24 protein-coding genes and 1 pseudogene are annotated in these 26,334 nt (G+C 70.2%); 7 read left to right on the forward strand and 18 right to left on the reverse strand.

The genetic code is table 11. The annotated features are described in order from the left end of the window. Window positions 1-66: 66 nt before the first annotated feature. Window positions 67-537: a TlpA family protein disulfide reductase gene (locus tag MVG78_RS06775; RefSeq protein WP_247559335.1), complete on the reverse strand. Its 471-nt coding sequence runs from the start codon at window positions 535-537 to the stop codon at window positions 67-69. 202 nt (window positions 538-739) lie between these two features. On the opposite strand from MVG78_RS06775, the gene argH reads away from it, so the two are divergent. From argH to MVG78_RS06795, 4 genes are all read left to right on the forward strand, one after another. Beyond that, complete coding sequence (argH, locus tag MVG78_RS06780) at window positions 740-2,068, forward strand: argininosuccinate lyase (RefSeq protein WP_247560341.1); 1,329 nt, start codon at window positions 740-742, stop codon at window positions 2,066-2,068. Then, window positions 2,065-2,193: a lipoprotein gene (locus tag MVG78_RS06785; RefSeq protein WP_247559337.1), complete on the forward strand. Its 129-nt coding sequence runs from the start codon at window positions 2,065-2,067 to the stop codon at window positions 2,191-2,193. Before argH ends, MVG78_RS06785 begins: the two co-directional genes overlap by 4 nt. A 502-nt stretch (window positions 2,194-2,695) precedes the next feature. Then, window positions 2,696-3,661 carry an SAM-dependent methyltransferase gene (locus MVG78_RS06790; RefSeq protein ID WP_247560342.1) on the forward strand — a complete coding sequence of 322 codons (966 nt, stop codon included), beginning with the start codon at window positions 2,696-2,698 and terminating at the stop codon, window positions 3,659-3,661. A gap of 213 nt (window positions 3,662-3,874) precedes the next feature. Continuing rightward, window positions 3,875-4,225, forward strand: a complete 351-nt coding sequence (locus tag MVG78_RS06795) for a septal ring lytic transglycosylase RlpA family protein (protein ID WP_247559338.1) — start codon at window positions 3,875-3,877, stop codon at window positions 4,223-4,225. Window positions 4,226-4,385: 160 nt separating this feature from the next. On the opposite strand, the gene MVG78_RS06800 is transcribed toward MVG78_RS06795, so the two are convergent. Then, the gene (locus MVG78_RS06800; protein ID WP_247559340.1) at window positions 4,386-6,692 is read right to left on the reverse strand and encodes an NADP-dependent malic enzyme; all 2,307 of its coding nucleotides are present in this window, start codon (window positions 6,690-6,692) and stop codon (window positions 4,386-4,388) included. 336 nt (window positions 6,693-7,028) lie between these two features. On the opposite strand from MVG78_RS06800, the gene pncA reads away from it, so the two are divergent. Continuing rightward, a complete protein-coding gene (pncA, locus tag MVG78_RS06805) occupies window positions 7,029-7,691 on the forward strand; it encodes a bifunctional nicotinamidase/pyrazinamidase (RefSeq protein ID WP_247559342.1) in 663 nt (220 codons plus the stop codon). Window positions 7,692-7,697: 6 nt separating this feature from the next. Here pncA and MVG78_RS06810 read toward each other — a convergent pair whose 3' ends face one another. After that, a complete protein-coding gene (locus MVG78_RS06810) occupies window positions 7,698-8,876 on the reverse strand; it encodes an MFS transporter (RefSeq protein ID WP_247559344.1) in 1,179 nt (392 codons plus the stop codon). Between the two features lie 100 nt (window positions 8,877-8,976). On the opposite strand from MVG78_RS06810, the gene MVG78_RS06815 reads away from it, so the two are divergent. Then, complete coding sequence (locus tag MVG78_RS06815) at window positions 8,977-9,888, forward strand: LysR family transcriptional regulator (RefSeq protein ID WP_247559346.1); 912 nt, start codon at window positions 8,977-8,979, stop codon at window positions 9,886-9,888. 309 nt (window positions 9,889-10,197) lie between these two features. Here the strand turns inward: MVG78_RS06815 and MVG78_RS06820 are convergent, their stop codons facing one another. From MVG78_RS06820 to MVG78_RS06870, 13 genes and pseudogenes are all read right to left on the reverse strand, one after another. Next, on the reverse strand, window positions 10,198-11,187 hold the full coding sequence (locus MVG78_RS06820) for a branched-chain amino acid ABC transporter permease (protein ID WP_247559348.1): 990 nt from the start codon (window positions 11,185-11,187) through the stop codon (window positions 10,198-10,200). A gap of 5 nt (window positions 11,188-11,192) precedes the next feature. Further along, on the reverse strand, window positions 11,193-12,077 hold the full coding sequence (locus MVG78_RS06825; protein WP_247559350.1) for a branched-chain amino acid ABC transporter permease: 885 nt from the start codon (window positions 12,075-12,077) through the stop codon (window positions 11,193-11,195). A gap of 61 nt (window positions 12,078-12,138) precedes the next feature. Beyond that, entirely contained in the window at window positions 12,139-13,326 is a 1,188-nt protein-coding gene (locus MVG78_RS06830; protein ID WP_247559352.1) for an ABC transporter substrate-binding protein, read from the reverse strand. A gap of 147 nt (window positions 13,327-13,473) precedes the next feature. Further along, on the reverse strand, window positions 13,474-14,223 hold the full coding sequence (locus MVG78_RS06835) for an ABC transporter ATP-binding protein (RefSeq protein WP_247559354.1): 750 nt from the start codon (window positions 14,221-14,223) through the stop codon (window positions 13,474-13,476). Continuing rightward, window positions 14,213-14,992, reverse strand: coding sequence for an ABC transporter ATP-binding protein (locus tag MVG78_RS06840; RefSeq protein ID WP_019460793.1), 780 nt, complete (start codon window positions 14,990-14,992; stop codon window positions 14,213-14,215). The genes MVG78_RS06835 and MVG78_RS06840 overlap by 11 nt, the downstream gene beginning before the upstream one ends. A gap of 105 nt (window positions 14,993-15,097) precedes the next feature. Further along, the gene (locus MVG78_RS21970) at window positions 15,098-15,277 is read right to left on the reverse strand and encodes a hypothetical protein (protein ID WP_282615058.1); all 180 of its coding nucleotides are present in this window, start codon (window positions 15,275-15,277) and stop codon (window positions 15,098-15,100) included. Beyond that, entirely contained in the window at window positions 15,271-16,791 is a 1,521-nt protein-coding gene (locus MVG78_RS06845) for an AMP-binding protein (RefSeq protein ID WP_282615059.1), read from the reverse strand. The genes MVG78_RS21970 and MVG78_RS06845 overlap by 7 nt, the downstream gene beginning before the upstream one ends. Window positions 16,792-16,941: 150 nt before the next feature. Then, complete coding sequence (locus tag MVG78_RS06850) at window positions 16,942-17,847, reverse strand: hydroxymethylglutaryl-CoA lyase (protein WP_428480804.1); 906 nt, start codon at window positions 17,845-17,847, stop codon at window positions 16,942-16,944. Beyond that, complete coding sequence (locus tag MVG78_RS21975) at window positions 17,847-18,851, reverse strand: acyl-CoA carboxylase biotin carboxyl carrier protein subunit (RefSeq protein ID WP_428480767.1); 1,005 nt, start codon at window positions 18,849-18,851, stop codon at window positions 17,847-17,849. The genes MVG78_RS06850 and MVG78_RS21975 overlap by 1 nt, the downstream gene beginning before the upstream one ends. A gap of 112 nt (window positions 18,852-18,963) precedes the next feature. Then, a pseudogene (locus tag MVG78_RS21980) lies at window positions 18,964-19,866 on the reverse strand (ATP-binding protein); the annotation flags it as partial. Between the two features lie 10 nt (window positions 19,867-19,876). Then, window positions 19,877-20,710 carry an enoyl-CoA hydratase/isomerase family protein gene (locus MVG78_RS06860; protein ID WP_247559356.1) on the reverse strand — a complete coding sequence of 278 codons (834 nt, stop codon included), beginning with the start codon at window positions 20,708-20,710 and terminating at the stop codon, window positions 19,877-19,879. Between the two features lie 8 nt (window positions 20,711-20,718). Next, on the reverse strand, window positions 20,719-22,326 hold the full coding sequence (locus MVG78_RS06865; RefSeq protein ID WP_247559358.1) for a carboxyl transferase domain-containing protein: 1,608 nt from the start codon (window positions 22,324-22,326) through the stop codon (window positions 20,719-20,721). A 10-nt stretch (window positions 22,327-22,336) separates the two neighbouring features. After that, window positions 22,337-23,506, reverse strand: a complete 1,170-nt coding sequence (locus MVG78_RS06870; protein ID WP_247559360.1) for an isovaleryl-CoA dehydrogenase — start codon at window positions 23,504-23,506, stop codon at window positions 22,337-22,339. A 106-nt stretch (window positions 23,507-23,612) separates the two neighbouring features. Between MVG78_RS06870 and MVG78_RS06875 the strand changes: the two genes are divergently transcribed. After that, window positions 23,613-24,227, forward strand: coding sequence for a TetR/AcrR family transcriptional regulator (locus MVG78_RS06875; protein ID WP_247559362.1), 615 nt, complete (start codon window positions 23,613-23,615; stop codon window positions 24,225-24,227). A gap of 58 nt (window positions 24,228-24,285) precedes the next feature. Here MVG78_RS06875 and MVG78_RS06880 read toward each other — a convergent pair whose 3' ends face one another. Both MVG78_RS06880 and MVG78_RS06885 read right to left on the reverse strand, forming a co-directional pair. After that, window positions 24,286-25,401: an ABC transporter ATP-binding protein gene (locus tag MVG78_RS06880; RefSeq protein ID WP_247559364.1), complete on the reverse strand. Its 1,116-nt coding sequence runs from the start codon at window positions 25,399-25,401 to the stop codon at window positions 24,286-24,288. 15 nt (window positions 25,402-25,416) lie between these two features. Further along, window positions 25,417-26,331, reverse strand: coding sequence for an ABC transporter permease subunit (locus MVG78_RS06885; protein ID WP_247559366.1), 915 nt, complete (start codon window positions 26,329-26,331; stop codon window positions 25,417-25,419). Window positions 26,332-26,334 lie beyond the last annotated feature (3 nt).

The following is a 26,334-nucleotide window of genomic DNA, read 5'->3' on the forward strand; positions in this document are numbered from 1 at the left end:
CCTTGTGTGGTTGTCTCCGTGAAGACGTTCGCGCCCCCCGCCGGGATGCCGGGGCGGGGCCGTGCCTCACGTGGAAGTGGGGCGTTCCGGCGTCCGCGACGGGGCGAGGAGGCGGCGGATGGCCTCCAGCTTCTCCGGCGCGCTCCAGTCGGCGGAGCCTTCGAGCCGGCCCACCTCGCGCCCCTGCCGGTCCAGGACCAGGGTGGTCGGCAGGCCGCGCACGCCGAGCGCCCGCCCGGCCGCACCTTGCGGGTCCAGCCAGATATCCAGGTTCTTCACCCGGGTGCGGGCATAGAAGCCGCGCACCTGGGAGGCGCCGCCCCGGTCGGAGGAGAGCGGCAGGACCAGGATGCCCTCCCGCTCCACCAGCTCCTGCAACCGGTCGAGGGAGGGCATCTCCTCCACGCAGGGGGCGCACCAGGTGGCCCAGAAATTCATCACCAGCCCCTTGCCGGCGAAATCGGCCACCGTCTTCCGCGCGCCATCCGCATCGGTGAAGGACAGGTCCGGCACGGGTTTCGGGGGGCCTTCGATCAACTGCCCAAGCAGCGCGGACTGCGCCAAGGCTGGACGGGGCGGGAGGGCCATGCTCAACACTGCCCCTGCCGAGGTCCCGGCCGTCAGCGTGGCGAAAAGGGCCTGGCGGCGTCCGATCCTCAGCACGGGAAATCCTCCACTCGTGTCCAGCAACAGCAATTCTCAATGGGGCGGCCGCTACGCGGGCGGACCCTCGGCGGTCATGCAGGCCATCAACGCCTCGATCGGCTTCGACCGGGAGATGTGGCGTCAGGACATCCGCGGCAGCCTCGCCCATGCCGCCATGCTCGCCCATGTGGGGATCATCACCCCGGAGGACGAGACTAGCATCCGCGACGGGCTGGAGGCCATCGCCGGGGAGATCGAGCGGGGTGAGTTCCCCTTCTCCGAGGCGCTGGAGGACATCCACATGAATGTGGAGGCCCGCCTGACCGAGCGCATCGGGGAGGCCGGCAAGCGCCTGCACACGGCCCGTTCGCGCAACGACCAGGTGGCGCTGGATGTCCGCCTCTGGACCCGTGACGCCATCGACGGGCTGGACGCGCAGATCGCCGACACGATGCGGGCGCTGGTGGAACGGGCTGCCGAGCACGCGGCCACGGTGATGCCGGGCTTCACCCATCTGCAGCCGGCGCAGCCCACCACGCTGGGGCACCACCTGCTGGCCTATGTCGAGATGCTGTCGCGCGACCGCTCGCGCCTCGCCGACTGCCGGGCCCGGATGAACGAGAGCCCGCTGGGCGCGGCCGCGCTCTGCGGCACCGGCTTCCCGATCGACCGGCACATGACGGCGGCGGCGCTGGGCTTCGACGGGCCGACCCGCAACAGCCTGGATTCGGTGGCCTCGCGCGACTACGCGCTGGAATTCCTCTCGGCCTGCGCCATCTGCGCCGTGCATCTGTCGCGGCTGGCGGAGGAGTTCGTGATCTGGACGAACCCGTATTTCGGCTTCGTCCGCCTGACCGATGCCTATACCACCGGCTCCTCGATCATGCCGCAGAAGCGCAACCCGGATGCCGCCGAACTGGTGCGGGCCAAGCCGGGCCGCATCACCGGGGCGCTGGTCGGGCTGCTGACGGTGATGAAGGGCCTGCCGCTGACCTATGGCAAGGACATGCAGGAGGACAAGGAGGGCATCTTCGATGCCGCCGCCTCGCTGTCCCTGTCTCTGGCCGCCACCGCCGGGATGGTGCGGGACATGCAGCCGGACGAAGCGCGGCTGAAGGCTGCCGCCGGGGCCGGCTTCTCCACCGCCACCGACCTCGCCGACTGGCTGGTGCGGGAGCTGAAGCTGCCCTTCCGGGACGCGCACCACGTCACCGGACGCCTCGTCGCCCTGGCGGAGAAGAAGGGCGTGGACCTCGCCGGCTTGTCGCTGGAGGAGTTGCGCAGCACCGAGCCGCGCATCCACCAGGGCGTCTATGACGTGCTGAGCGTCGAGGCATCGGTGAATTCCCGCACCTCCTATGGCGGCACGGCCCCGGCCAATGTCGCGGCCATGGCGGCGGAATGGAAGGCGCGGCTCGCATGATGCGGGCCGGCCTGCTCCTTCTGGCGGTCTCCCTGGCGCTTGCCGCCTGCGGCCGGAGCGGCCCGATCCGCGCGCCGGGTCCGCCGGACCAGATCACCTATCCCCGGACCTATCCGAGCCGCTGATCCCCGCGGATTCGGTTGGGGGTGTCCCCCGGGGGCAAGGCTCCGCCTTTCCCCCGGACCCCCTATCCGCCAGGACCCTGCGGGCCCTGGACCCCATTCGTTGATGCCTGCTGTGGCCGGATCACGCCGGAGAGCCATGCTCTCCGGCGACCGCGGGCGCCACCAGCGCGAAGAGGGTGGATTTTTCCTTTCGGGAACCCGCTGATCCACCTGCTCTCGGGGATCGGGCGGCAGACTGGCTTGGCCATCCAGTGCCAACTCAAGGCGGGGCCTGGGGGGATACCATCTCCCAGCGGAGGGGGACCGGGGGAGGCGGAGACCCCGCCCGGGGCCGGCCATCAGGAGCAATACCGCAGCACATGGTGTCCTGGGAAAAGCCGTTTCCGGGGCATGAGCGTGATGCGCGAGGAAGATCGGGTGGACTTTCCCGCCAGGCGTGAAACAGGCACACAGGCGGCTCTGATGGAGCGAGGGCGGGCCGAGGGTGTTTCGCTGGTTGTCGATGCGCCGGGTGCGCCGGCGCGAGGCTGCGCTGGCCGCCTGGAACACCAAGATCCTGGGCTCCCTCCTGGCGCGCCGGGCCTATGAGGCGGGGCTGGCCGGCTATGGCGTATCAGCGCCGGACAGGCCCCAGCCCGCCGGGCTGACCGGGCGCCTGTGCCGGCAGGCCGATATCGAGGCGCCCTGGCTGCACCACTGGTGCGCCCGGCAGCACATCGCCCCCCTCTATCACCGCAAGGTCTGGGAGGACTGCTTCGTGCCCCAGGCGCTCTGGGAGGCCGGGATGCTGGCACCGGGGCGGCGCGGCCTGGGCTTCGCGGTGGGGGAGGAACTGCTGCCCTGCATCTTCGCGGCCGATGGGGTGGAGGTCCTGGCCACCGACCTGCCGGCGGGCGATCCGCGCGCCCGGGAATGGATCAGGACCGCGCAGCACATGTCGGCGCGGGAGCACCTGTTCCACCCGCATCTGATCGGGCGCGAGGATTTCGAGGCGCGGGTGGATTTCCGGCCGGTGGACATGGCCCGCATCCCGGACGAACTGATGCAGGGTGGGTTCGATTTCGTCTGGTCCGTCTGCTCCTTCGAGCATCTGGGCACGGTGGAGGCCGGGCTGGATTTCGTGCTGCGGGCCATGCGCTGCCTGAAGCCCGGGGGCCTCGCCGTGCACACCACGGAGTTCAACATGCTTGACGACGGGCCGGGGGTGGAGAAGGGCAAGACCGTGCTCTTCCGGCGCCGGCACCTGGAGGAACTGGCGCGCCGCCTGAGGGCGGCCGGGCACGCGCCGCTGCCGATGGATTACGAGCCGGGCGGCGGCCTCCTGGACCGTTTCGTGGATCTGCCGCCCTTCGCGGGCCAGGGTGTCTGGCCTCTGCCGATCGACCCCGGCGATACCCCCCATCTCAGGCTTTCCGTGCGGGGCTGCATCTCAACTTCCGCGGGAATTATCATCCGCGCCGCTCAATGAAGCGGCTTTGATATTAAAAACGTATCAGAAACGTTTTTGCGTTTCAAGATTGCGCGATAAATTTAAACCCGCCATGCCCGCCCGCACGTGACAGAGGAGCAGCGTAGGGGCGTGAGGGGTAAGACAGTGCTGGCAGCGTGCCTGGGTCTGGGGGTGGCCCTGTCGGTTGCGCCGGGCAAAGCCCGGGCGGGCGAAGGACCTGAGGAAGTGGTGATGCGCCTTGAGCCCGCCGCTTCCGCTCGGAAGGGGATGAAGGTCCAGCGTGGTCCCGCCTCCTATTATGCCGACCGGTTCCATGGCCGGAAGATGGCCAATGGCGAGCGTTTCGACCGGGATTCCAATTCCGCGGCGAGCCGGACCCTGCCGCTCGGCACGACCGTGCAGGTGACGAACCTGGAGAACGGGCGCACCGCGACGGTGAAGATCGAGGATCGCGGCCCCTATGTCGGCAACCGTGTGATCGACCTGAGCCCGGCCACCGCCGAGGCGCTGGGCATGATCCATGCCGGTGTCGTCATGGTCGAGGTCCGGCCCGTCCAGATGGCGAGCCTGCAGAACTTCTGAGCCTCGCCAGGCCATCCGGCCAGCCCGCCGCATCCCATCGCGGCACCGCTGCCGGAACACGAAAAACCCCCGGCCTGGATCTCCAGGCCGGGGGTTTTTCGTGGCCGCCCCCTCCAGGGGAAAGGCGGCGCCGGGGCGGATGTCCGCCCCGGCGCGCTCCTCAGCGGGCGATGGCGTCGTGCGCGGCGAGGCAGGCCATGTCCAGGATCTGGTTCACGCCGGCCGACATGGGCACGATCTGCGCCGGCTTCTCCAGCCCCATCAGCACCGGGCCGATGGTGGTGGCGCTGGTCAGGCGCGGCGCCGCCTTGCTGAGGATATGGGCGGCGTGCAGGCCCGGCATGATCAGCACGTTCGCCGGACCGTTCAGGCGGCAGAAGGGGTAGAGCGCCCGCAGCGCGGGGTCGAGCGCCACGTCGGCGGTCATCTCCCCGTCATACTCGAAATCCGCCTTCCGCTCGTCCAGCAGCTTCACGGCATCGCGGAGGGTGCTGGGGATCGAGGTGCGGGCGTCGCCGAAATTCGAGAAACTGAGGAAGGCCACGCGCGGCTCCAGCCCCAGTCGCTTCGCCGCGGCGGCGGACTGGGTGGCGATGGCGGCCAGCGTCGCCGCGTCGGGGCGCGGGTTGATCGCCGTGTCGGCGATCAGCACCGTGCCGCGGGCGCGGGTCAGCATCATGGTCAGGCCGAAGAGCACGCTTTCCTCGCTGCCTTCCGGCGCCGGCGCCTTGCCGATGGCCATGGTCACGCCCTTCAGCGTCTCGATGTAGGAGCGGGTGGTGCCCGTCACCATGGCATCGGCATCGCCCAGCGCCACCATGCAGGCGGCGAAGACGTGGCGGTCCTGGTTCACCGCGCGCTGGCAGTCGCGGAACAGGAAGCCCTGGCGCTGCTTGCGCTCGTACAGGTACTCGGCATAGCGGCGGTTGCTGTCGGAGAGGGAGGCGTTGTGGATCTCCACGCCGTCGGGGAGGGGCAGGCCGAGCGCCGCGGCCGTGGCCATGATGCGGTCCTCCCGCCCCACCAGCACCGGCGTGCCATAGCCCGCGTTGCGGAAGGCGATGGCGGCGCGCAGCACCTTCTCCTCCTCGCCCTCGGCGAAGACGACGCGCTTCGGATTGGCGCGCACGCGCTCGGTGATCGCCTCCAGCGCGCCGGCCGCCGCGTCCAGCCGCCCGGCCAGGCCGCGGGTGTAGCGGCGCAGGTCCTCGATCGGGCGGCGCGCCACGCCGCTCTCCATCGCCGCCTTCGCCACGGCAGGGGAGACATGGGAGATCAGGCGCGGGTCGAAGGCATTGGGAATGATGTATTCCGGCCCGAAGCGCAGCGCGCTGCCGGCGGCGACCTCCTCCGGCACGTCCTCGCGCGCCAGCATGGCCAGGGCCTCGGCGGCGGCGACCTTCATGGCGTCGTTGATGGTGCTGGCCCGCACGTCCAGCGCACCGCGGAAGATGAAGGGGAAGCCCAGGACGTTGTTGACCTGGTTCGGGTAGTCGGAGCGGCCGGTGGCGACGATGGCGTCGGGCTTGGCGGCCTTGGCCTCGTCCGGGGTGATCTCCGGGTCCGGGTTCGCCATGGCGAAGATGATCGGCTTGTCCGCCATGGAGCGGACCATCTCCTGCGTCACCGCGCCCTTCACCGAGAGGCCGAAAAAGGCATCGGCCCCGGCCATGGCATCCGACAGGGTGCGGGCCGCGGTGTCGATGGCATAGGCCGATTTCCACTGGTTCATGCCGTTGGTGCGGCCCCGGTACAGCACGCCCTTGGTGTCGCACATGGTGATGTTCTCGGGGCGCATGCCCATCGCCTTCACCAGCTCGGCGCAGGCGATGGCGGCGGAGCCGGCGCCGTTGATCACCAGCTTCGTGGTTTTCAGGTCGCGGCCCGTCAGGTGGCAGGCGTTGATGAGGCCGGCGGCGGCGACGATGGCGGTGCCGTGCTGGTCGTCATGGAAGACCGGGATGTCCATCAGCTCGCGCAGCCGCTGCTCGATGACGAAGCATTCGGGCGCCTTGATGTCCTCCAGGTTGATGCCGCCGAAGGAGGGGCCCAGGAAGCGCACGCAGTTGACGAACTCGTCCACGTCCTCGGTGTTCAGGCAGAGGTCCACCGCGTCCACATCGGCGAAGCGCTTGAACAGCGCCGCCTTGCCCTCCATCACCGGCTTGGAGGCCAGCGCGCCCAGGTTGCCCAGGCCCAGCACGGCGGTGCCGTTGGAGATCACCGCCACCATGTTGCCCTTGGCCGTGTAGTCATAGGCCAGCGCCGGGTCGCGGTGGATGTGCAGGCAGGGTTCGGCCACGCCGGGGGAATAGGCGAGGCTGAGGTCGCGGGCGGTGATCAGCGGTTTGGTCAGCCGGATCTCCAGCTTGCCCGGCTTGCCTTCGGCATGGAGGGCGAGAGCCTCCTCCGCCGTGACGCGCGCGGTGCGCGAATCCTTGGGCGTCATCTTGGCCACGTCGTCCATCGTCCCGAACCCTTCAACCGGTAACCTCGCCTCCCTTCCTATTGAGGTCCGCGCGCCTGCGAAAGCCAGCCGCTTCGCGCGTGCGGCATGGCACGGATGCGATCCTGGGCCTGGACGGGGGCTTTCGATGCTTCCGGATGCGTCACGAAGGCCGCGACGGAAAATTCCAGCAATATCTCACCTGTCGCAATTTGCGTACGTCCAGGGGTGCGGGGTTGTGTCGAGATTGCGCCGGATCGTCCGGAAGGGTTTCCGGAGGGCGGGGGCCGGGCGGGGCGAGGCGGCCTTCTCCGCACTGGCTGGACGGCCGGGGCCATGCGCGGGAAGCTGTCCCCCATGCCCGCGCCGACGCTCTCGCCGAACCCGGAAACCGATGCCCTGATCGTGGTGGACGTGCAACCCGACTTCATGCCGGGCGGCGCGCTGCCGGTACCCGGGGGCGATGAGATCCTGCCACTGGTCCATGCGCTGATGCCGCGCTTCGGGCGGGTTGTGGCGACGCAGGACTGGCACCCGCCCGGCCATCTCTCCTTCGCCAGCCAGCACCAGGGCCGCGCGCCCTTCGAGGTGGTGGATTTCCCCTATGGGCCGCAGACCCTCTGGCCGGACCACTGCGTGCAGGGCACGCCCGGCGCCGCGCTGCATCCGGCGCTGGAGACACGCCCCTTGCAGGCGATCTTCCGCAAGGGGATGCGGCGGGCGGTGGACAGTTACAGCGGCTTCACCGAGAACGACCGCCGCACCGGGACGGGGCTCGCCGGCTACCTGCGCGAACTGGGCGTGCGGCGGGTCTTCCTGTGCGGCCTGGCCACGGATTTCTGCGTCGCGGCCACGGCGCGGGACGCGGTGGCGCTGGGCTTCGAGGCGGTGGTGATCCTCGATGCCTGCCGCCCCATCGCCGCGCCGCTGCCCGGGGGTGGCGATACGCTGGCGGTTGCCATGGAAGGGTTCCAGGCGTCCGGGATCGCCACGCTGGACAGCACCGCCCTGCCGGGCTGACGGGGGTCAGCCGCAGGCCCGGGCCAGTTCCGGGGCCGGGACCGGCCGCCGGCGGCGCAGGAGCAGCAGCATGGCGAGTCCGGCGGCCGCCATGGCCGCCCCCGCCACCGAGACCGCCGGATAGCCGAGCCCGGCATCGATCACGCCGCCGCCGAGTGCCGCGCCGATCGCGTTGCCGAGGTTGAAGGCGCCGATATTCATCGCCGAGGCGAGGTTCGGCGCCTCCGCGGCGGTGGCCACCACCCGCATCTGCAAGGGCGGGACGATGGCGAAGCTGGCCACGCCCCAGAGGAAGATCAGCGGCGCCGCGGCGCCCTCCCAGCGCATCCCGGCGGCGAAGAGCAGCAGCAGGACGACCAGCGCGGCCAGGGCACCGGTCAGCGTGCCGTCCAGGGAGCGGTCGGCGAGGCGGCCACCCAGCCAGTTCCCGGCGGCCAGGCCGAGGCCATAGACGACCAGCATGGCGGTCACGAAACCCGAACCCGCCCCGGCCTCGTGACGCAGGATGGGAGCGATATAGGTGAAGACGGTGAACATGGCGCTGGCGCCCAGCACGGTCAGGCCCAGCGCGGCCAGCACCGGCCCGCGCCGCAGCACCCGCAACTCCGCCCGCATGTCGGCCCCGGCCTCGGCCGGCAGCGGCGGCAGGGACAGGCGCAGCGCGATCATGGCGAGGATGCCCACCGCCGCGATGCCCCAGAAGGCCATACGCCAGCCCACCGCCTCGCCCACCCAGGTGGCCAGCGGCACGCCGCCGATCGTGGCGATGGTCAGGCCGGAGAACATGGCGGCCACCGCCGCCGCGCGCCGTTCGGGCGGGACAAGGCCGGCGGCCACCACCGCGCCCACGCCGAAGAAGGCGCCGTGGTTGAAGGAGGTGACGATGCGGGCGAGGAGCAGCATGGAATAGCCGCCGGCCAGGGCAGAGAGCAGGTTGCCGAGGGTGAAGATGCCCATCAGCCCGATCAGCAGGCGCCGGCGCGGCGTGCGGGCGAAGGCGAGCGTCATGAGCGGCGCGCCGAGGAGCACCCCCATCGCATAGGCGCTCACCAGCAGCCCCGCCGCCGGGATGGAGACGCCGAGGTCGTTGGCGATCACCGGCAGCATGCCCATCGGGGCGAATTCCGTGACGCCGATGCCGAAGGCGCCGATGGCCAGCGCCAGAAGAGGTGGGTTGAGGCTCATGCGGTTGGGTCCGGGAAATGTTCCAGCCCGGCACTTGGATGGCCTGGGTGCGGCGCAGTAGTAGGCGTGGCGGACCAGGATCTTTGCGCCGGAGGCACAGATGCCGCGTGAGAAGGTGGACCGGGCGGGTGAGATGGAGGCCTTCGCCATGGTGGCGCGGGAAGGCAGCCTGTCGGGCGCCGCCCGCGCGCTGGGCCTCACCCCTTCCGCGGTCAGCCGCATCGTTGCCCGCATCGAGGCGCGGCTGGGCGTGCGCCTGCTGCTGCGGACGACGCGGCGGCTGCGCCTGACCGCCGAGGGGGAAGCCTATGCCCGCGCCGCGACCCGCATCCTCGCCGATCTCGACGAGGTGGAGAGCGGTATCGCCGACCAGGCCTCGCCACGCGGGCGGGTGCGGGTCAGCGCTTCCATGGCGCATGGGCGGCTGGTGATCGTGCCGCTGCTGGGGGCCTTCGTGGAGCGCCATCCGGGCATTACCGTGGAGATCGACCTCAGCGACCAGATCGCCGATGTGCTGGGTGGGCGCGCCGATGTCGCGATCCGCTTCGGCCCCCTGGCCGACAGCCCGCTTTCCGCCCGGAAACTGGGGGAGACCGGACGGAGCGTGGTGGCCTCTCCTGCCTATCTCGCCCGGGTGGGCGTGCCGCGCGTGCCGGCCGACCTCGCCGGGCACAACTGCCTCGATTTCAGCTTTCGCCGCATCGAGCCGGGCTGGCCCTTCCGCGAGGGCGGTCGGAACCACCTGATGCGGGTTTCCGGGAACATGACCGCGAACAATGGCGAGACGCTGGTGCAACTCGCCCTGCAGGGTGTTGGCATCACCCGCGTCGGCCATTTCCATGTCGATGACGAGATCGCCGCCGGGCGGCTGGTGCCGCTGCTGGAGGAATACAATCCGCAGGACCGGGAAAGCATCCACGCGGTCTTCGTCGGCGGGGCCACCATGCCGGCCCGTATCCGCGTGCTGGTGGACTTCCTGGCGGAACATCTGCGGCCGGGGGCGCGGGGATGAAGGGATGGCGTCCCGCCTGGTGTCCGGCCCCGGGCCTCCGTTGGTTCCTGTGGCTACCGTTGCTCCATGGCCTGACCCCTGAGAGCAGGTGGATCAGCGGGGCTCCCGAAAAGAAAAACAACACCCTGTCCGCGCTGGCGGCACCGGCAGTCGCCGGAGAGCATCGCTCTCCGGCGCGATCCGGCCGGCAGCAAGCACCAACGAACCGGGTCCAGGGCCCGCAGGGTCCTGGCGGATAGGGGGGCCGGGGGAAAGGCGGAGCCTTGCCCCCGGGGCGGCGCGGCGCCGGACGAACCGCGAAACCCGGCGTCAGAGCTTCGTCTTCAGCAGGCGTGCGATCTCGCCGACGATGCCGGCGCGGAAGGCGACGACGCAGACGACGAAGATGGCGCCCTGGATCACCGTCACCCAGGCACCGAAGGGGGCGAGGTAGTTCTGCATCGCCACGATCACCGAGGCGCCGACCACCGGGCCGAACAGCGTGCCAAGGCCGCCGAGCAGGGTCATCAGCACCACCTCGCCGCTCATCGACCAATGGACGTCGGTGAGGGTGGCGATGCCGAAGACCAGGGCCTTGGTGCCGCCCGCGACGCCGGACAGCGCCGCCGAGAGCACGAAGGCCATCAGCTTGTAGTCGTCGGCGCGGTAGCCGAGCGAGGTGGCGCGGGGCTCGTTCTCGCGGATCGCCTTCAGCACCTGGCCGAAGGGCGAATGGACGATGCGGTGGATCAGCAGGAAGCCGATCAGGAAGACCGCCGCCACCAGCCAGTACATGCTCATGTCCGGCGAGAGGTCGATCACCCCGAAGAGGCGCCCGCGCGGCACGGACTGGATGCCGTCCTCGCCATGGGTGAAGGGGGCCTGGAGGCAGAAGAAGAAGACCATCTGCGCGAGCGCCAGGGTGATCATGGCGAAGTAGATGCCCTGCCGCCGGATCGCCAGCCAGCCGAAGGCGAGGCCCAGCACGGCGCCGACGACGCCGCCGGCGACGATCGAGACCTCCGGCGTCAGCCCCCAGACCTTGGCCGCGTGGGCGGCGAGGTAGCCGCCCATGCCGAAGAAGGCGGCATGGCCGAAGGAGAGCAGGCCGACATAGCCGATCAGCAGGTTGAAGGCGCAGGCGAAGAGGGCGAAGCAAAGCAGCTTCATCAGGAAGACGGGGTAGAGGAGGAAGGGCCCCGCCAGCAGGAAGGCGATCAGCAGGATCAGGGCGATGCCCTGGCCGCGGCTGAAGCCCAGCATGCCCGGCATGGTCGGGGGCGCGGTCAGGTCGCGCGGCGCGGTGGAACTGGCGGACATGGGGGTCAGGCCCTCCCGAACAGGCCGGCGGGCCGCACCAGCAGCACGATCGCCATGACGACGAAGATCACGGTGGAGGCGGCCTCGGGGTAGAAGACCTTGGTCATCCCCTCCACCAGCCCCAGGGCGAAGCCGGTGACGACCGAGCCCAGGATCGAGCCCATGCCGCCGATCACCACCACGGCGAAGACGGTGATGATGAGGCTGGAGCCCATCTGCGGGTTCACCGAGTAGATCGGCGCCGCCAGCACGCCCGCCAGCGCCGCCAGCGCCACGCCGCCGGCATAGGTCAGGGTGACGAGGCGGGGCACGTTCACGCCGAAGGCCTGCACCAGGGAGGCGTTCTCGGTCGCGGCGCGCAGATAGGCGCCGAGGCGCGACTTCTCGATCACCAGCCAGGTGCCCAGCGAGAGGACCAGGGCCGCCGCCACCACCCAGGCGCGGTACATCGGCAGCATCATGAAGCCGAGGTCGATCGGCATGCCGGTGAGCGAGGCGGGCGGCGCGTAGGGCATGCCCGAGGAGCCGAAATACTGGCGGAAGATGCCCTCGATCATCAGGGCGAGGCCGAAGGTCAGCAGCAGGCCGTAGAGCGGGTCCGCCCCCTGCACGCGGCGGATCAGCAGCCGTTCGATCACCACCCCCAGCACGCCCATGATGAGCGGCGAGAGGATCAGCGCGGGCCAGTAGCCGATGCCCAGCCAGTTCAGCAGCATCCAGGCGACGAAGGCACCCATCATGAACTGCGCCCCATGGGCGAAGTTGATGACGTGCAGCATGCCGAAGATCACCGCCAGGCCCAGTGAGAGAAGCGCGTAGAAGGCGCCGTTCACGAGGCCCAGGACGATCTGCGGCAGGCCCATCTCCAACTGGAACAACAGGTCTTCCATCTTGTGCCTCTCAGGACGCGCAGGCGGGGGAGGGCGGTATGCCGCCCTCCCGTTCAGGGGGTCAGGAGCGGACGAGCGGGCAGCCGCCTTCGGAGAGGGGGCGCCAGGCCTGGTCCGCCGGGGTGGTTTCCAGCAGCTTGTAATAGTCCCAGGGTGCCTTGCTCTCCGCCGGGGTCTTCACCTCGAAGAGATAGGCGGGGTGCAGCTTGCGCCCGTCCTCGCGGATCTTGCCCACGCCGAAGCAGTCGTCGTCGGTCGGCATGGCCTTCATGCGCTTCACCGTCTCGATGCCCGAGGCCTTGGCGGCAGGGGCGCCCATCTCGGCCACCGCCTTGAGGTAGTGCAGCGCGCCGGCATAGCAGCCGGCATGCGACATGGCCGGCATGTTGCCGTTCAGCGAACCCTTCACCCGGTCGGTGAAGGCGCGGGTGCGGTCGTTCAGGTCCCAGTAGAAGCTCTCGGTGCAGACCAGCCCCTGGGCGGCGTTCAGGCCCAGCCCGTGCACGTCATTGATGAACATCAGCAGCACGGCGATCTTGGTGCCGCGCTTGGTGATGCCGAACTCGGCGGCCTGCTTCACCGCGTTGATCGTGTCGGTGCCGGCATTGGCGAGGCCGATCACCTTGGCCCGGCTCTGCTGCGCCTGGAGGAGGTAGGAGGAAAAGTCGGTGCTCTGCAACGGGTGGCGGACCGAGCCCAGCACCTTGCCGCCGGCCTCCTTCACGAAATTCGTGGTGTTCCTCTCCAGGTCATGGCCGAAGGCATAGTCGGCGGTGATGAAGTACCAGCTGTCGCCGCCCTGCTTCACCATGGCGCCGCCGGTGGACTTGGCGAGCATGTAGGTGTCGTAGGTCCAGTGGATGGTGTTGGGCGAGCACTGGCCGCCGGTCAGTTCCGTCGTGCCGCCGGTGGAGTTGATGTAGACCTTGTTCTTCTCCTTCACGACGCTGTTCACCGCCAGCGCCACGGCGCTGTTGGGCACGTCGATGATCATGTCCACGCCATCCTGGTCGAACCACTGGCGGGCGACGTTGGCGCCGACATCGGGCTTGTTCTGGTGGTCGGCGGCCACGACCTCGACCTTCACGCCCTTGGCCTCGATGCCGCTGTCCTTCACCGCCTGGCGCACGCAGGCGACGGAGGTGGGGCCGGAGATGTCGCGGTACACGCCGGACATGTCGTTCAGCACGCCGATCTTGATCGTGCCCCCGGCCTGCGCCCGGGCCGGGCGGAAGGGCAGCAGCCCCAAGGCGGCGGCAGGGTCGCGGCGCCGAGAAGGGTGGTGCGGCGGGAGAGGGTCATTCCTGGGGTTTCCCTGGCTTTCATTGGTTGCCGGCGGCACTGCCGCCCGTTTCCTGCCTCCGCCCCGCCGGAGAACCGGACGGGGCGGGGGGTGTCAGACGCCGAGATATTCCTGCAGCCGCTCCGCCGCGCTGGCGAGCTCGTCGTTGCGGAAGCCATCCACCACCCGGCCGTGCTCGACCACATAGTGCCGGTCGGCCACGGTCTGGGCGAAGCGGAAGTTCTGCTCCACCAGCAGCACGGTGAAGCCGCGCGCCTTGATCTCGCGGATCGTGGCGCCGATCTGCTGCACGATCACCGGCGCCAGCCCCTCCGTCGGCTCATCCAGCAGCAGCAGCGGCGCGCCGGTGCGCAGGATGCGCGCGATGGCCAGCATCTGCTGCTCGCCGCCGGACAGCTTGGTGCCGGGACTGTAGGCGCGCTCCTTCAGGTTCGGGAAGAGCGCGTGGATGGTTGGGATGTCGAGCCCGCCCGGGCGCACCACCGGGGGCAGCATCAGGTTCTCGGTCACGTTCAGCGCGGCGAAGATGCCGCGCTCCTCCGGGCAGTAGGCGATGCCGGCGCGGCCGATCTCGTCGGGCCGGGCGCGGATCAGCTCCCGCCCCTCGAAACTGACCGAGCCGCTGCGCCGCCCGACGAGGCCCATGATGCTGCGCAGCGTGGTGGTCTTGCCGGCGCCGTTGCGGCCCAGCAGCGTCACCACCTCGCCCGGCCGTACGTCGAAGTCCATGCCGTGCAGCACGTGGCTCTCGCCGTACCAGGCCTGCAGCCCGCGCACCTTCAGCAGCGGATCGCCCGCCGCTCCGGCGGTGGGGCGCTCCTCCAGCAGGGCCTCAGGCGGCATGGGCGGTGCCTCCGGCGATGGTGGGGTCGGTGCCGAGATAGGCGGCCACGACCTCCGGGTTGCGCGAGACCTCGGCATAGGGGCCTTCCGCCAGGATGCGCCCGCGCGTCAGCACGGTGATCCGGTCGCAAAGCCCCTCCACCACCTTCAGGTTGTGCTCCACCATCAGCACGGTGCGGCCCGCGGCCACGCGCTTCACCAGCGCGGTCACGCGGTCCACATCCTCATGCGTCATGCCGGCGGTGGGCTCGTCCAGGAGCATCATCTCCGGCTCCAGCGCCAGGGTGGTGGCGATCTCCAGCGCCCGCTTGCGGCCATAGGAGAGCGAGCCCGCTGTCAGCCCGGCGGCATTGGCCAGCCCGACCTCCGCCAGCAGTTCCATCGCCCGGGCGTCGTAGCGGGTGAGCACGGATTCGCGCCGCCAGAAGTCGAAGGAGCCGCCGCGCTCCCGTTGCAGGGCCAGTCGGACATTCTCCAGCACCGTCAGATGCGGGAAGACCGCCGAGATCTGGAAGGAGCGCACGAGGCCAAGCCGGGCCACCTCGGCCGGCTTCATCGCGGTGATGTCGCGGCCGTTGTAGCGGATGCGGCCGCGTGTCGGCTGGAGGAACTTCGTCAGCAGGTTGAAGCAGGTCGTCTTGCCCGCCCCGTTGGGGCCGATCAGACCATGGATGCTGCCGCGTTGCACACGCAGGTTCACCCCGGAGACCGCGGCGAAGCCGCGGAACTCCTTGGTCATGTCCTCGGTCTCCAGGATGTAGTCGGCCACCCGGATGTTTCCTCGTTCTTCTCAGTCTTGCGCGGGAGTTAAGGCGAAGCCGCCCCCGGTGCAAGCGGGATCGTGGCATCCCCCACCAATATGCCCTGCCGGCCTTCATGCGGTCTCCTGGCGCGTCAGGCCAAGCTCCTCCTCCATCTGCCGCCGCATGAGGAATTTCTGGATCTTGCCGGTCACGGTCATGGGAAATTCATTAACGAACTGAACATATCTCGGGATTTTCTGGTGCGCGATCTGCCCCTCGCAGAAGCCCCGCACCTCCTCCACCGTCAGCACCTCGCCCGGCCGGATGCAATCCAGGCGCAGAGCTCCTCGCCATAGCGGGGATCGGGCACGCCGAAGACCTGCACGTCCTGGATCTTCGGGTGTCGATAGAGGAATTCCTCGATCTCGCGCGGATAGAGGTTCTCGCCGCCCCGGATCACCATGTCCTTGATCCGGCCGACGATGTTGCAATAGCCTTCCTCGTCGAGGGTCGCGAGATCGCCCGTGTGCATCCAGCGGGCGGCGTCGATCACCTCCGCCGTCCGCGCCGCCTCGTCCCAATAGCCCAGCATCACCGAATAGCCGCGCGTGCAGAGCTCGCCCGGCTGGCCGCGCGGCACGATCCGCCCCTCGCTGTCGATGATCTTCACCTCCAGATGCGGGTGGATGCGCCCGACGGTGGAGACGCGGCGTTCCAGCGGGTCGTCCACCGCACTCTGGAAGCTGACCGGGCTGGTCTCGGTCATGCCATAGCAGATGGTGAGGTCGCGCATGTTCATGCGGCTGGTGACGCGTTTCATCACCTCGATGGGGCAGGGGGAGCCCGCCATGATCCCCGTGCGCAGCGAGGACAGGTCGAACTCCGCGAAACGCGGATGGTCCAGCTCGGCGATGAACATGGTCGGCACGCCATAGAGCGCGGTGCAGCGCTCGGCCTGCACCGCCTCCAGCGCCGCCACCGGGTCGAAGCCCTCGCCCGGATAGACCATGCAGGCGCCATGCGTCAGCGCGGCGAGGTTGCCCATCACCATGCCGAAGCAGTGGTAGAGCGGCACCGGGATGCAGATCCGGTCCTGTTCGCTGAGCCGCATCGCCCGGCCGACGAAATAGCCGTTGTTCAGGATGTTGTGGTGCGACAGCGTGACGCCCTTCGGCGCGCCCGTGGTACCGCTGGTGAACTGGATGTTGATCGGGTCGTCGAATTGCAGCGCCCCGCCCAGATCCCGCAGTGCCGCGCGCTCCCGCTCCCCGCCCAGGGCCGGCACATCGGCGAAGGGCAGGGCACCAGGAAGGACCGGACCGCCGAGCTGGATCACCGCGCGCAGCGCCGGAAGCCGCGCCGCGCGCAGCCGGCCCGGAGGGGCACTGTCCAGCTCCGGCGCGATCTGCCGCAGCATCCCGGCATAGTCGCTGCTCTTGAAGGCCGTGGCCGTCACCAGCGCGGCGCAGCCCACCTTGTTCAGCGCGTATTCCAGCTCGTGCAGCCGGTAGGCGGGATTGACCGTCACCAGCACCAGCCCCGCCCGTGCCGCGGCGAACTGGGTCAGCGCCCATTCCGCCCGGTTCAGCGACCAGATCCCGATCCGCTCGCCCCGCCGCAGCCCGAGCGCCAGGAAGCCCGCGGCGAGACGGTCCACCTGCTCCCGCAGTTCCGCCCAGTTCCAGCGCAGGCCCTGCCCCCGGTCGATCAGCGCCGGCCGGTCCGGCCAGGTGTCGGCGGTGCGGTCCAGACGCTGCCCGATCGTGTCGCTCAGCAGCGGCGTCTCGCAGGCCCCATGGACATAGCTGAGTTCCCCGGCACCCATCCTCTCTGTCCTTCCTCGATTGTTCCGGGGTTATTCCCCGGGAGAAAGGCGGTGCCTTCCCCCGGAATCCCCCCTTCGGTCCCTATCCGCCAGGAAGCTGGGGTTCCTGGTCCGCCCACTCGTCGGTTCCGGTGGCGGCCACCGGCGGCGTCATGCCACGGCGCGCGCGGCGAGGGCGCGAGCCACCCTGGAGGCTGGCTCGCGTTCCAGCGCGGCGCAGATCATGCGCCCGGCCGCGGCGAGGCGGGCGAGGTCCACACCGGTCGCGATGCCCATGCCGTCGAGCATGTAGACGACATCCTCGGTCGCGACATTGCCCGAGGCGCCCTTGGCATAGGGGCAGCCGCCCAGCCCGGCCACGGCGCTGTCCACCACCGAGACACCGAGTTCCAGGCAGGCCAGGATATTCGCCAGTGCCTGGCCGTAGGTGTCGTGGAAGTGCAGCGCCAGCTGTTCCAGCGGCACCTGCTCCGCCACGATCTCCAGCATCCGCCGCGCGGCGAGCGGCGTGCCCGTGCCGATCGTGTCGCCGAGCGAGATCTCGTAGCAGCCCATGCGGTGCAGCGCCGCCGCGACGCGCGCCACCGCCTCCGGCGCCACCCGGCCTTCGTAGGGGCAGCCGAGCACGCAGGAGACATAGCCGCGCACCCGCAGCCCGGCGGCGAGCGCCTGTTCCACCACCGGGGCGAAGCGCTCCAGGCTCTCGGCGATGGAGCAGTTGATGTTGGCGCGCGAGAAGCTTTCCGAGGCCGCGCCGAAGACCGCGATCTCCCGCGCCCCGGCGGCCAGCGCCGCTTCCAGCCCCTTCAGGTTCGGCACCAGCACGGGGTGGCCGACGCCCGGGCGCGGCGCGATCCCGGCCAGGACTTCCGCCGTGCCGGCCATCTGCGGCACCCATTTCGGCGAGACGAAGCTGCCCGCCTCGATGCTGCGCAGCCCGGCATCGGCCAGCGCCTCGATCAATGCGATCCGCGTGGCGACGGAAACCGGCCGCGCCTCGTTCTGCAAGCCGTCGCGCGGACCCATCTCCACAATGCGGACCTGTTCCGGGAACATCAGGCCGCCCCCGCCACATCGGAAGGGGCGGCGAAGGTCACGAGCTGCGTGCCTTCCTCCACCATCTCGTCCACCCCATGGCGGATGCTCTCCACGACGCCCTCGGCGGGGGCGGAGAGGGTGAGTTCCATCTTCATCGCCTCCAGCACCAGCAGCGGCGCGCCCTTGGCCACCTTGTCGCCGGGGGACACCAGCACGCGCGTCACCCGGGCGGGGATCGGGGCGATCACGCGCTCGCCGCCGGCGGCCTGGCTCTCGGGCGGCGCCAGCGGGTCGAGCACGCGCAGCCGCACGCCGCGCCCGTCGCGCAGCACGGTCAGCATGTCGTCCTGCCGTGCCACGGCCATCCGGTGCTGCACGCCGTCGAGGCGCAGCCGCAGCCCGTCCTCCGTCTCCTCCGCCGCCACATGCGCGCTGTCGCCGCCGGGCAGGGTGAGGTCCAGCGATCCGTCCCGGCGCAGCGCCGCGCGCAGCGGCACGCGCTCGCCTCCGGCCTCGAAGAGCAGGTCCTGGTAGCCAGCCCCGTTCATCCGCCAGGCATCGGCACAGGCCCAGGGCGAGAAGGGATCGCCCGAGCCGCGCGCCGCTGCTTCGGCCGCCCGCGCCTTCTCCCGCAGCAGGGTCCAGGCGGCGGCGGCCCAGGCCAGCGCATCCGGCACCGGATCGGCGGAGCCTTCCAGCACCTCCGGGTGCCGGGCGATGAAGCCGGTGTCGAGATCCGCCGACAGGAAGGCGGGATGCGTGGCCAGCGCGCGCAGCAGGGCGAGGTTGGTGCGCACCCCCACCACCTCGTATTCCGCCAGCGCGGCGGCGAGGCGCTGGGCGGCGGCGGCGCGGTCCTCCCCATGCACGATCAGCTTGGCGATCATCGGGTCGTAGTTCGGCGTGATCGCGTCGCCCTGGCGCACGCCGGTATCGACGCGCACGCCCTCGCCCTCGCGCGGCTGGCGCAGATGCGCCAGCGTGCCGGTGGAGGGCAGGAAGTCGCGACGGGTCCTCGGCATAGATCCGCGCCTCGATGGCATGGCCCTGGATGCGGAGGTCTTCCTGGCGCAGCGGCAGCGGCTCGCCGGCGGCGACGCGCAACTGCCATTCCACGAGGTCCTGGCCGGTGATCGCCTCGGTGACGGGATGCTCCACCTGGAGTCGGGTGTTCATCTCCATGAAGAAGAAGCGGCCGTCCTCCGCGATGAACTCCACCGTGCCGGCGCCGACATAGCCGACGGCCCGGGCGGCGGCGATCGCGGCATCACCCATCGCGCGCCGCTGCGCCTCGTCCAGCCCCGGGGCGGGGGCTTCCTCGATCACCTTCTGGTGTCGGCGCTGGATGGAGCAGTCGCGCTCGAAGAGCGAGACGGCATTGCCCTGCGTGTCGGCGAAGACCTGGATCTCGATATGGCGGGGGCGGGTCAGGTATTTCTCGATCAGCACATGATCGTCGCCGAAGGAGGCCTTGGCCTCGCGCTTGGCCCCCTCGATGGCGGCTTCCAGCTCACCCGCCGCCTCCACCACGCGCATGCCCTTGCCGCCGCCGCCCGCCGAGGCCTTGATCAGCACGGGATAGCCGATCCGCGCGGCTTCCTCCGCCAGCAGCGCCACCTCCTGCCGCGCCCCGTGATAGCCCGGCACCAGCGGCACGCCGGAACGCTCCATGATCGCCTTGGCGGCGGATTTCGAGCCCATGGCGCGGATCGCCGCGGCCGGCGGGCCGATGAAGGCGATCCCGGCCGCCGCGCAGGCCTCGGCGAATTCCGCGTTCTCGGACAGGAAGCCGTAGCCGGGATGGATCGCCTCCGCCCCCGAGCGTTTCGCGGCGTCGAGGATGCGGGGGATGGAGAGGTAGCTTTCCCGTGCCGGGGCGGGGCCGACGGGCCAGGCCTCGTCGGCGAGATGGACGTGGCGCGCCGCGCGGTCGGCCTCGGAATAGACGGCGATGCTGGCGATGCCGAGGCGCCGCGCCGTGCGGATCACCCGGCAGGCGATCTCGCCGCGATTGGCGATGAGGATTCTGCGGAACATCGCGCGCTCCTCAGTTCACGCGCCCAGGGGGAATACGCCTAGGGGGAATGCGCCCAGGGGGCATGCGCCAGGACGGGGGGCGCTTGTCCAGGAAGGCGCCCAGCCCCTCGCGCCCTTCCTCCGAGGCGCGGCGCTCGGCGATGCGGCGCCCGGTCTCGGCGGAAAGGGCTTCGTCCACCACGTGCCCCTCGCACAGGAAGACGAGGTCCTTGGCCGCCGCCTGCGCCCCCGGGGCGCCCTGCAGCAGCGCCTCCAGGACCTGCTCCGCCTCCTCCTCCAGCCGTTCGGCGGGCACCACCTCGTGCACCAGCCCGATGTCCAGCGCCCGGTGGGGCGGGATCACCTCGGCGGTGGCGAAGTAGCGGCGTGCCTGCCGCGCCCCGATGGCGGCGACGACATAGGGGCTGATGGTCGCCGGCGTCAGGCCGAGCCGCACCTCGCTCAGGCAGAAGCGTGCCGTGTCGGCGGCCAGCACCACGTCGCAGCAGCAGGCGAGCCCGACGCCACCGCCATAGGCTGCCCCCTGCACCAGCGCCAGGGTCGGCTTGGGCAGGCGCGCGAGGAGATGCATCAGCCGCGCGAGCTTCGCCGCGTCGGCGAGGTTCTCCTCGCGGGAATGGTTGGCCATGCGCCGCATCCATTCGAGGTCGGCACCCGCGGAAAAGGATCGCCCGGCGCCGGTCAGCACCACGGCGCGCACGCGCGCATCCTCGCCCAGCTCCTCCAACGCCGCGGAAAGCCCGGCGATCAGCGCGTCGTCGAAGGCGTTGTGCCGCTCCGGCCGGTTCAGGGTGATGCGCGCCACGCCGCGCGGGTCGAGGTCGAGCAGGATGGTGTCGTTCATGGCGGTCCTCACATCCGGAACAGGCCGAAGCGGGTCGGCTCGATCGGTGCGTTGAGGCTGGCGGAAAGGCCGAGCGCCAGGACGCGGCGCGTCTCGGCCGGGTCGATCACGCCATCGTCCCAGAGCCGCGCGGAGGAATAGGTGGGATGGCCCTGCGTCTCGTACTGTGTGCGGATGGGGGCCTTGAAGGCTTCCTCCTCCTCGGCGCCCCACCGGCCGCCCCTGGCCTCGATGCCGTCGCGGCGGACGGTGGCGAGGACGGAGGCCGCCTGCTCGCCCCCCATCACGCTGATGCGGGCATTGGGCCACATCCAGAGGAAGCGCGGGGAATAGGCGCGGCCGCACATGCCGTAATTGCCGGCGCCGAAGCTGCCGCCGATGATCACGGTGAATTTCGGCACGGCGGCGGTGGCCACGGCGGTCACCATCTTGGCGCCGTCCTTGGCGATGCCGCCAGTCTCGTATTTCTTGCCGACCATGAAGCCGGTGATGTTCTGCAGGAAGACCAGCGGGATGCCGCGCTGGGCGCAGAGCTCGATGAAATGCGCCCCCTTCTGCGCGCTCTCCCCGAAGAGGATGCCGTTATTGGCGACGATCCCCACCGGATAGCCCCAGAGATGGGCGAAGCCGCAGACCAGCGTGGTGCCGTAGAGCCGCTTGAACTCGTCGAACTCGCTGCCATCCACCAGCCGCGCGATCACCTCCCGCACCTCGAAGGGCTTGCGCCGGTCGGCGGGGATCAGGCTGTAGAGATCCTCCGCCGGGTAGAGCGGTGCGCGCGGTTCGCGGATCGCCAGGGAGGGGCGCTTCGTGGCGTTCAGGTTGGCGACGATGTTCCGGGCGATGCCCAGCGCATGGGCGTCGTTCTCGGCATAATGGTCGGTGACGCCGGAGGTGCGGCTGTGGACATCGGCGCCGCCCAGCTCCTCGGCCGTCACCACCTCGCCGGTCGCGGCCTTCACCAGCGGCGGGCCGGCGAGGAAGATGGTGCCCTGGTTGCGGACGATGATGCTCTCGTCGCACATGGCGGGGACATAGGCGCCGCCGGCGGTGCAGCTTCCCATCACCACCGCGATCTGCGGGATGCCCTGCGCCGACATGCGCGCCTGGTTGTAGAAGATGCGCCCGAAATGGTCGCGGTCGGGAAAGACCTCGTCCTGCTGCGGCAGGTTGGCGCCGCCGGAATCCACGAGATAGAGGCAGGGCAGGCGGTTCTGCTCGGCGATCTCCTGGGCGCGGAGATGCTTCTTCACCGTCAGCGGGAAATAGGTGCCGCCCTTCACCGTCGCGTCGTTGGCGACGATCATGCATTCGCGCCCCGAGACGCGGCCGATCCCGGCCACCATCCCGGCCGAGGGGACCTCGCCGCCATACATTCCCTGCGCGGCGAGCTGGCCGATCTCCAGGAAGGGCGAGGCCGGGTCGATCAGCGCCCGGATGCGGTCGCGCGGCAGCAGCTTGCCGCGCCCGAGATGCTTCCGCCGCGCCGCCTCGCCGCCGCCGAGACGGACCTGCTCGGCGAGCGCGCGCAGCTCGCCGGTGAGGGCGCGCATCGCCTCGGCATTGGCGCGCGCCTCATCGCCGCGGGGGTCGAGACTGGTTTCCAGGACAGGCATGGCCCGGGCCTCACGCCGTTTCCCGGAAGAGCTCACGCCCGATCAGCATCCGGCGGATCTCGCTCGTCCCGGCACCGATCTCGTAGAGCTTGGCATCGCGCAGCAGGCGCCCGGTCGGGTATTCGTTGATGTAGCCGTTGCCGCCCAGGCACTGGATCGCCTCCAGCGCCATCCAGGTCGCCTTCTCGGCGGCATAGAGGATCGCGCCGGCGGCGTCCTTGCGCGTCGTCTGCCCCCGGTCGCAGGCCTGCGCCACGGCATAGACATAGGCGCGGCAGGCACTGAGCGTGCTGTACATGTCGGCCAGCTTGCCCTGCATGAGCTGGAACTCGCCGATCGCCTGGCCGAACTGCTTGCGCTCGTGCACATAGGGCAGCACCACGTCCAGGCAGGCTTGCATGATGCCGAGCGGCCCGGCGGCGAGCACGGCGCGCTCGTAGTCCAGCCCGCTCATCAGCACGTTCACGCCCCGGCCGAGGCCGCCCAGGATGTTCTCCTCCGGCACCTCGCAATCCTGGAAGACCAGTTCGCAGGTGTTGGAGCCGCGCATGCCGAGCTTGTCCAGCTTCTGCGCCGTGGAGAAGCCCCGGAAGCCCTTCTCGATCACGAAGGTGGTGATGCCGCGCGGTCCGGCCGCGGGGTCGGTCTTGGCATAGACCACCAGCACATCGGCATCCGGGCCGTTGGTGATCCACATCTTGTTGCCGTTGAGCACGTAGCGGTCGCCCCGCTTCTCGGCCCGCAGCTTCATGGAGACCACGTCCGAGCCCGCGCCCGGCTCGCTCATCGCCAGGGCGCCGATATGCTCGCCGGAGATCAGCTTCGGCAGGTAGCGGCGCTTCTGCTCCTCGCTGCCGTTGCGGCGGATCTGGTTGACGCAGAGGTTGGAGTGGGCGCCGTAGCTGAGCCCGACCGAGGCGGAGGCGCGGCTGATCTCCTCCAGCGCCACGACATGGTCGAGATAGCCCATGCCGGCACCCCCCAGCTCCTCCGGCACGGTGATGCCGAGCAGGCCGAGATCGCCGAACTTGCGCCACAGATCATTGGGGAAGGCGTTCTCGCGGTCGATCTCCGCGGCGCGGGGGGCGATCTCGCGCCGGGCGAAGGCGGAGACCTGCTCGCGCAGGGCCTCGGTGGTCTCACCCAGGCCGAAATCCAGCCCCCGGAAGCTATTGGACATAGCAATCCTCCCTGAACGCTCACTTGGACAGGCGGGCCGCTCCCGGGCCTCGTTGCAAACGAACATACGTAAGTTTATTCTGGCTGGGAAGAGGCTGAGAGAGGTCATGGCGCGCATCGCAGGCTCGAACGGCCCCCGCACGGCGGCGCTGATCCGCGAGGTGGGGCTGTCGCTGATCCACGAGCATGGCTTCGAGGCGATGAGCCTGCGTGACCTCGCCGCCGAGGTCGGCATCCAGCCGGCCTCGCTCTACAACCACATCGCCTCGAAGCAGGACCTGCTCTTCGGCCTGGTGCGGGAGCATATGGAGGCGCTGCTCGCCAGCACGGAGGCCGCGCTGGGCACCGCGCCGCCCGGTCCCCTCGCGCAGCTCCGGGCCTTCGTGGCGCATCACCTGCTCTACCACATGGACAAGAAGCGGGAGGTCTATGTGGCGAATTTCGAGCTGCGCGCGTTGGAGCCGCGGAACCGCGATGCGGTGCTGGCGCTGCGCCGCCGCTACGAAGGCTGCCTCATCGCGCTGCTCGACCAGGGCGTGGCGGCGGGGACACTGTCGATCCCCGACACGCGGATCGGCGCCTATGCCATGCTGGCCATGCTGACCGGCGTCTGCACCTGGTACCGGCCGGATGGGCGGCTTTCCCCGGAGGAGGTGGTGCGGCTGCACACGGATCTCGTGCTCCGGGGCTGCCAGACAGCGGCCGTGGCGGTCCCGGCCTGATCGGCCGCATGCCAGTGTCCGAACCCGGGGGCACAAGGCGGAGCCTTCCCCCCGGTGATCATCCCCGGGCCAGTTCGGTATCCTGCCGCGGGCTGCTGCCGGTCCAGGGCAGCGGGCGCAGCAGGAGCCGCACCTCGCTTTCGCCGTCGAAGACATGCAGGCGCTCCGGTGGCAGGGCGAGGCCCAGCGCTTCGCCGCGCCGCAGCGGATGCTCCGTGGGCAGGTGCAGCAGGACGGCGGCGCCCTGCAGCCGGGCATGCACGAGGCGGCTGGTACCGAGATCCTCGATCACCTCGCACTGGGCGGCCAGCTCGCCCTGGGCCACATGCTCGGGCCGGATGCCCAGGGTGATCGCCTGCCCGGGCGCCAGCGAGCCGCCCAGCGGCACGGCGAGGCCGCCTTCCAGCAGCGCGGTGCAGCCATCCTCGGCGACGCGGGCGGGCCAGAGATTCATCGCGGGCGAGCCGAGGAACCCCGCCACGAAGCGGGTGCGCGGACGCTCATAGACCTCGCGCGGGGCGCCCATCTGCTCCACCCGGCCGGCCCGCATCACCACCATCACATCGGCCAGGGTCATGGCCTCGATCTGGTCATGCGTCACCAGCACGGAGGTGGCCTGCAGCCGCTCATGCAGTTGGCGCAGTTCGGTGCGCATCTGGCCGCGCAGGGTGGCGTCGAGATTCGACAGCGGCTCGTCGAAGAGGAAGACCTTCGGCTGCCGCACCATGGCGCGGCCGATGGCGACGCGCTGCCGCTGGCCACCCGAGAGCTGCCCCGGCCGGCGATCCAGCATCTCGGACAGTGCCAGCGTGCCCGCCACCTCGCGCACGCGGGCCAGGCGCTCGGCCCGCCCCAGCCCCGCCACCTTGAGCGGATAGGCGATGTTCTCGGCCACCGTCATATGCGGATAGAGGGCGTAGTTCTGGAAGACCATGGCGCAGCCGCGGTCCTTGGGCTCCGCCTCGTTCACCCGCCGCCCATGGATGCGGATCTCGCCGCCGCTGATGCCCTCCAGCCCCGCGATCATGCGCAGCAGCGTGGACTTGCCGCAGCCGGAGGGACCGAGGATCACGGTGAAGGCGCGCTCGGGCAGGCTGAGCGAGACATCGCTCACCGAAGGGGTGGTGGCGCCGGGATAGAGCTTGCGGACGCTGTCCAGGACGATCGCTGGCATCGGCGGGTGCGGCCCCTATTTCTCGGTGGCGATCAGGCCGCGCACGAACCAGCGCTGCATCAGCAGCACGATCAGCAGCGGCGGCAACATGACGACCAGCGCGGCCGCCATGACGATGTTCCATTCCGGCAGCCCGTCGCCGCGCGGGATCATGCGGGCGAGTTGCACCATCACGGTGCTGCGGTCGGGCTCGGTGGTGACCAGCAGCGGCCAGAGATACTGGTTCCAGGCATAGACGAACATGATGGTGGCCAGCGCCGCCATGTTGGTGCGCGAGAGTGGCAGCAGGATGTCGCGCAGGAAGCGGATCGGCCCGGCGCCATCCATGCGCGCGGCCTCCACCAGCTCCTCCGGGATGGTCATGAAGAACTGGCGGTAGAGGAAGGTGCCCGTGGCGGTCGCCACCAGCGGCAGGATCAGTCCGGTATAGGAGTTCAGCATCCGCCATTGCAGCGCGATCTCGATGCCGGAGAGCTGCCGCACCAGCCAGGTCGCCCCGGTCAGGTCCAGGATCGCCTGGAAGGGGCGCAGCGCATTGGTGGCGACCGCATAGGTCGGCACGATGCGGACCTCGAGCGGCAGCATCAGCGTGACGAAGATCAGCCAGAAGACCAGCGCCTTGGCGCGCCAGTCGAAGAACACCACGGCGAAGGCGGCCAGCATGGCGATCAGGATCTTGCCGGCCATGACCCCCACCGCCACCACGAAGCTGGTGAGGAAGCGCGTGCCGAGATCGCCGCGCAGCCAGGCGGCCTGGAGGTTCTCCCACAGATGCGGGCCGGGCAGCAGGCGCATCGGCACGGCATTGGCGCCGGCGATGTCCTGCGTGGCGGCGACGAAGGCGAGCCAGAGCGGGCCCAGCAGCGACAGCACGCCCAGCAGCAGCAGCAGGTGCGTCGCGAGATCCGTCAGCGGGCGGCGTTCAACCATGGC

Origin of the sequence: Roseomonas gilardii subsp. gilardii (assembly GCF_023078375.1) — a bacterium.
Lineage (GTDB): Bacteria > Pseudomonadota > Alphaproteobacteria > Acetobacterales > Acetobacteraceae > Roseomonas > Roseomonas gilardii.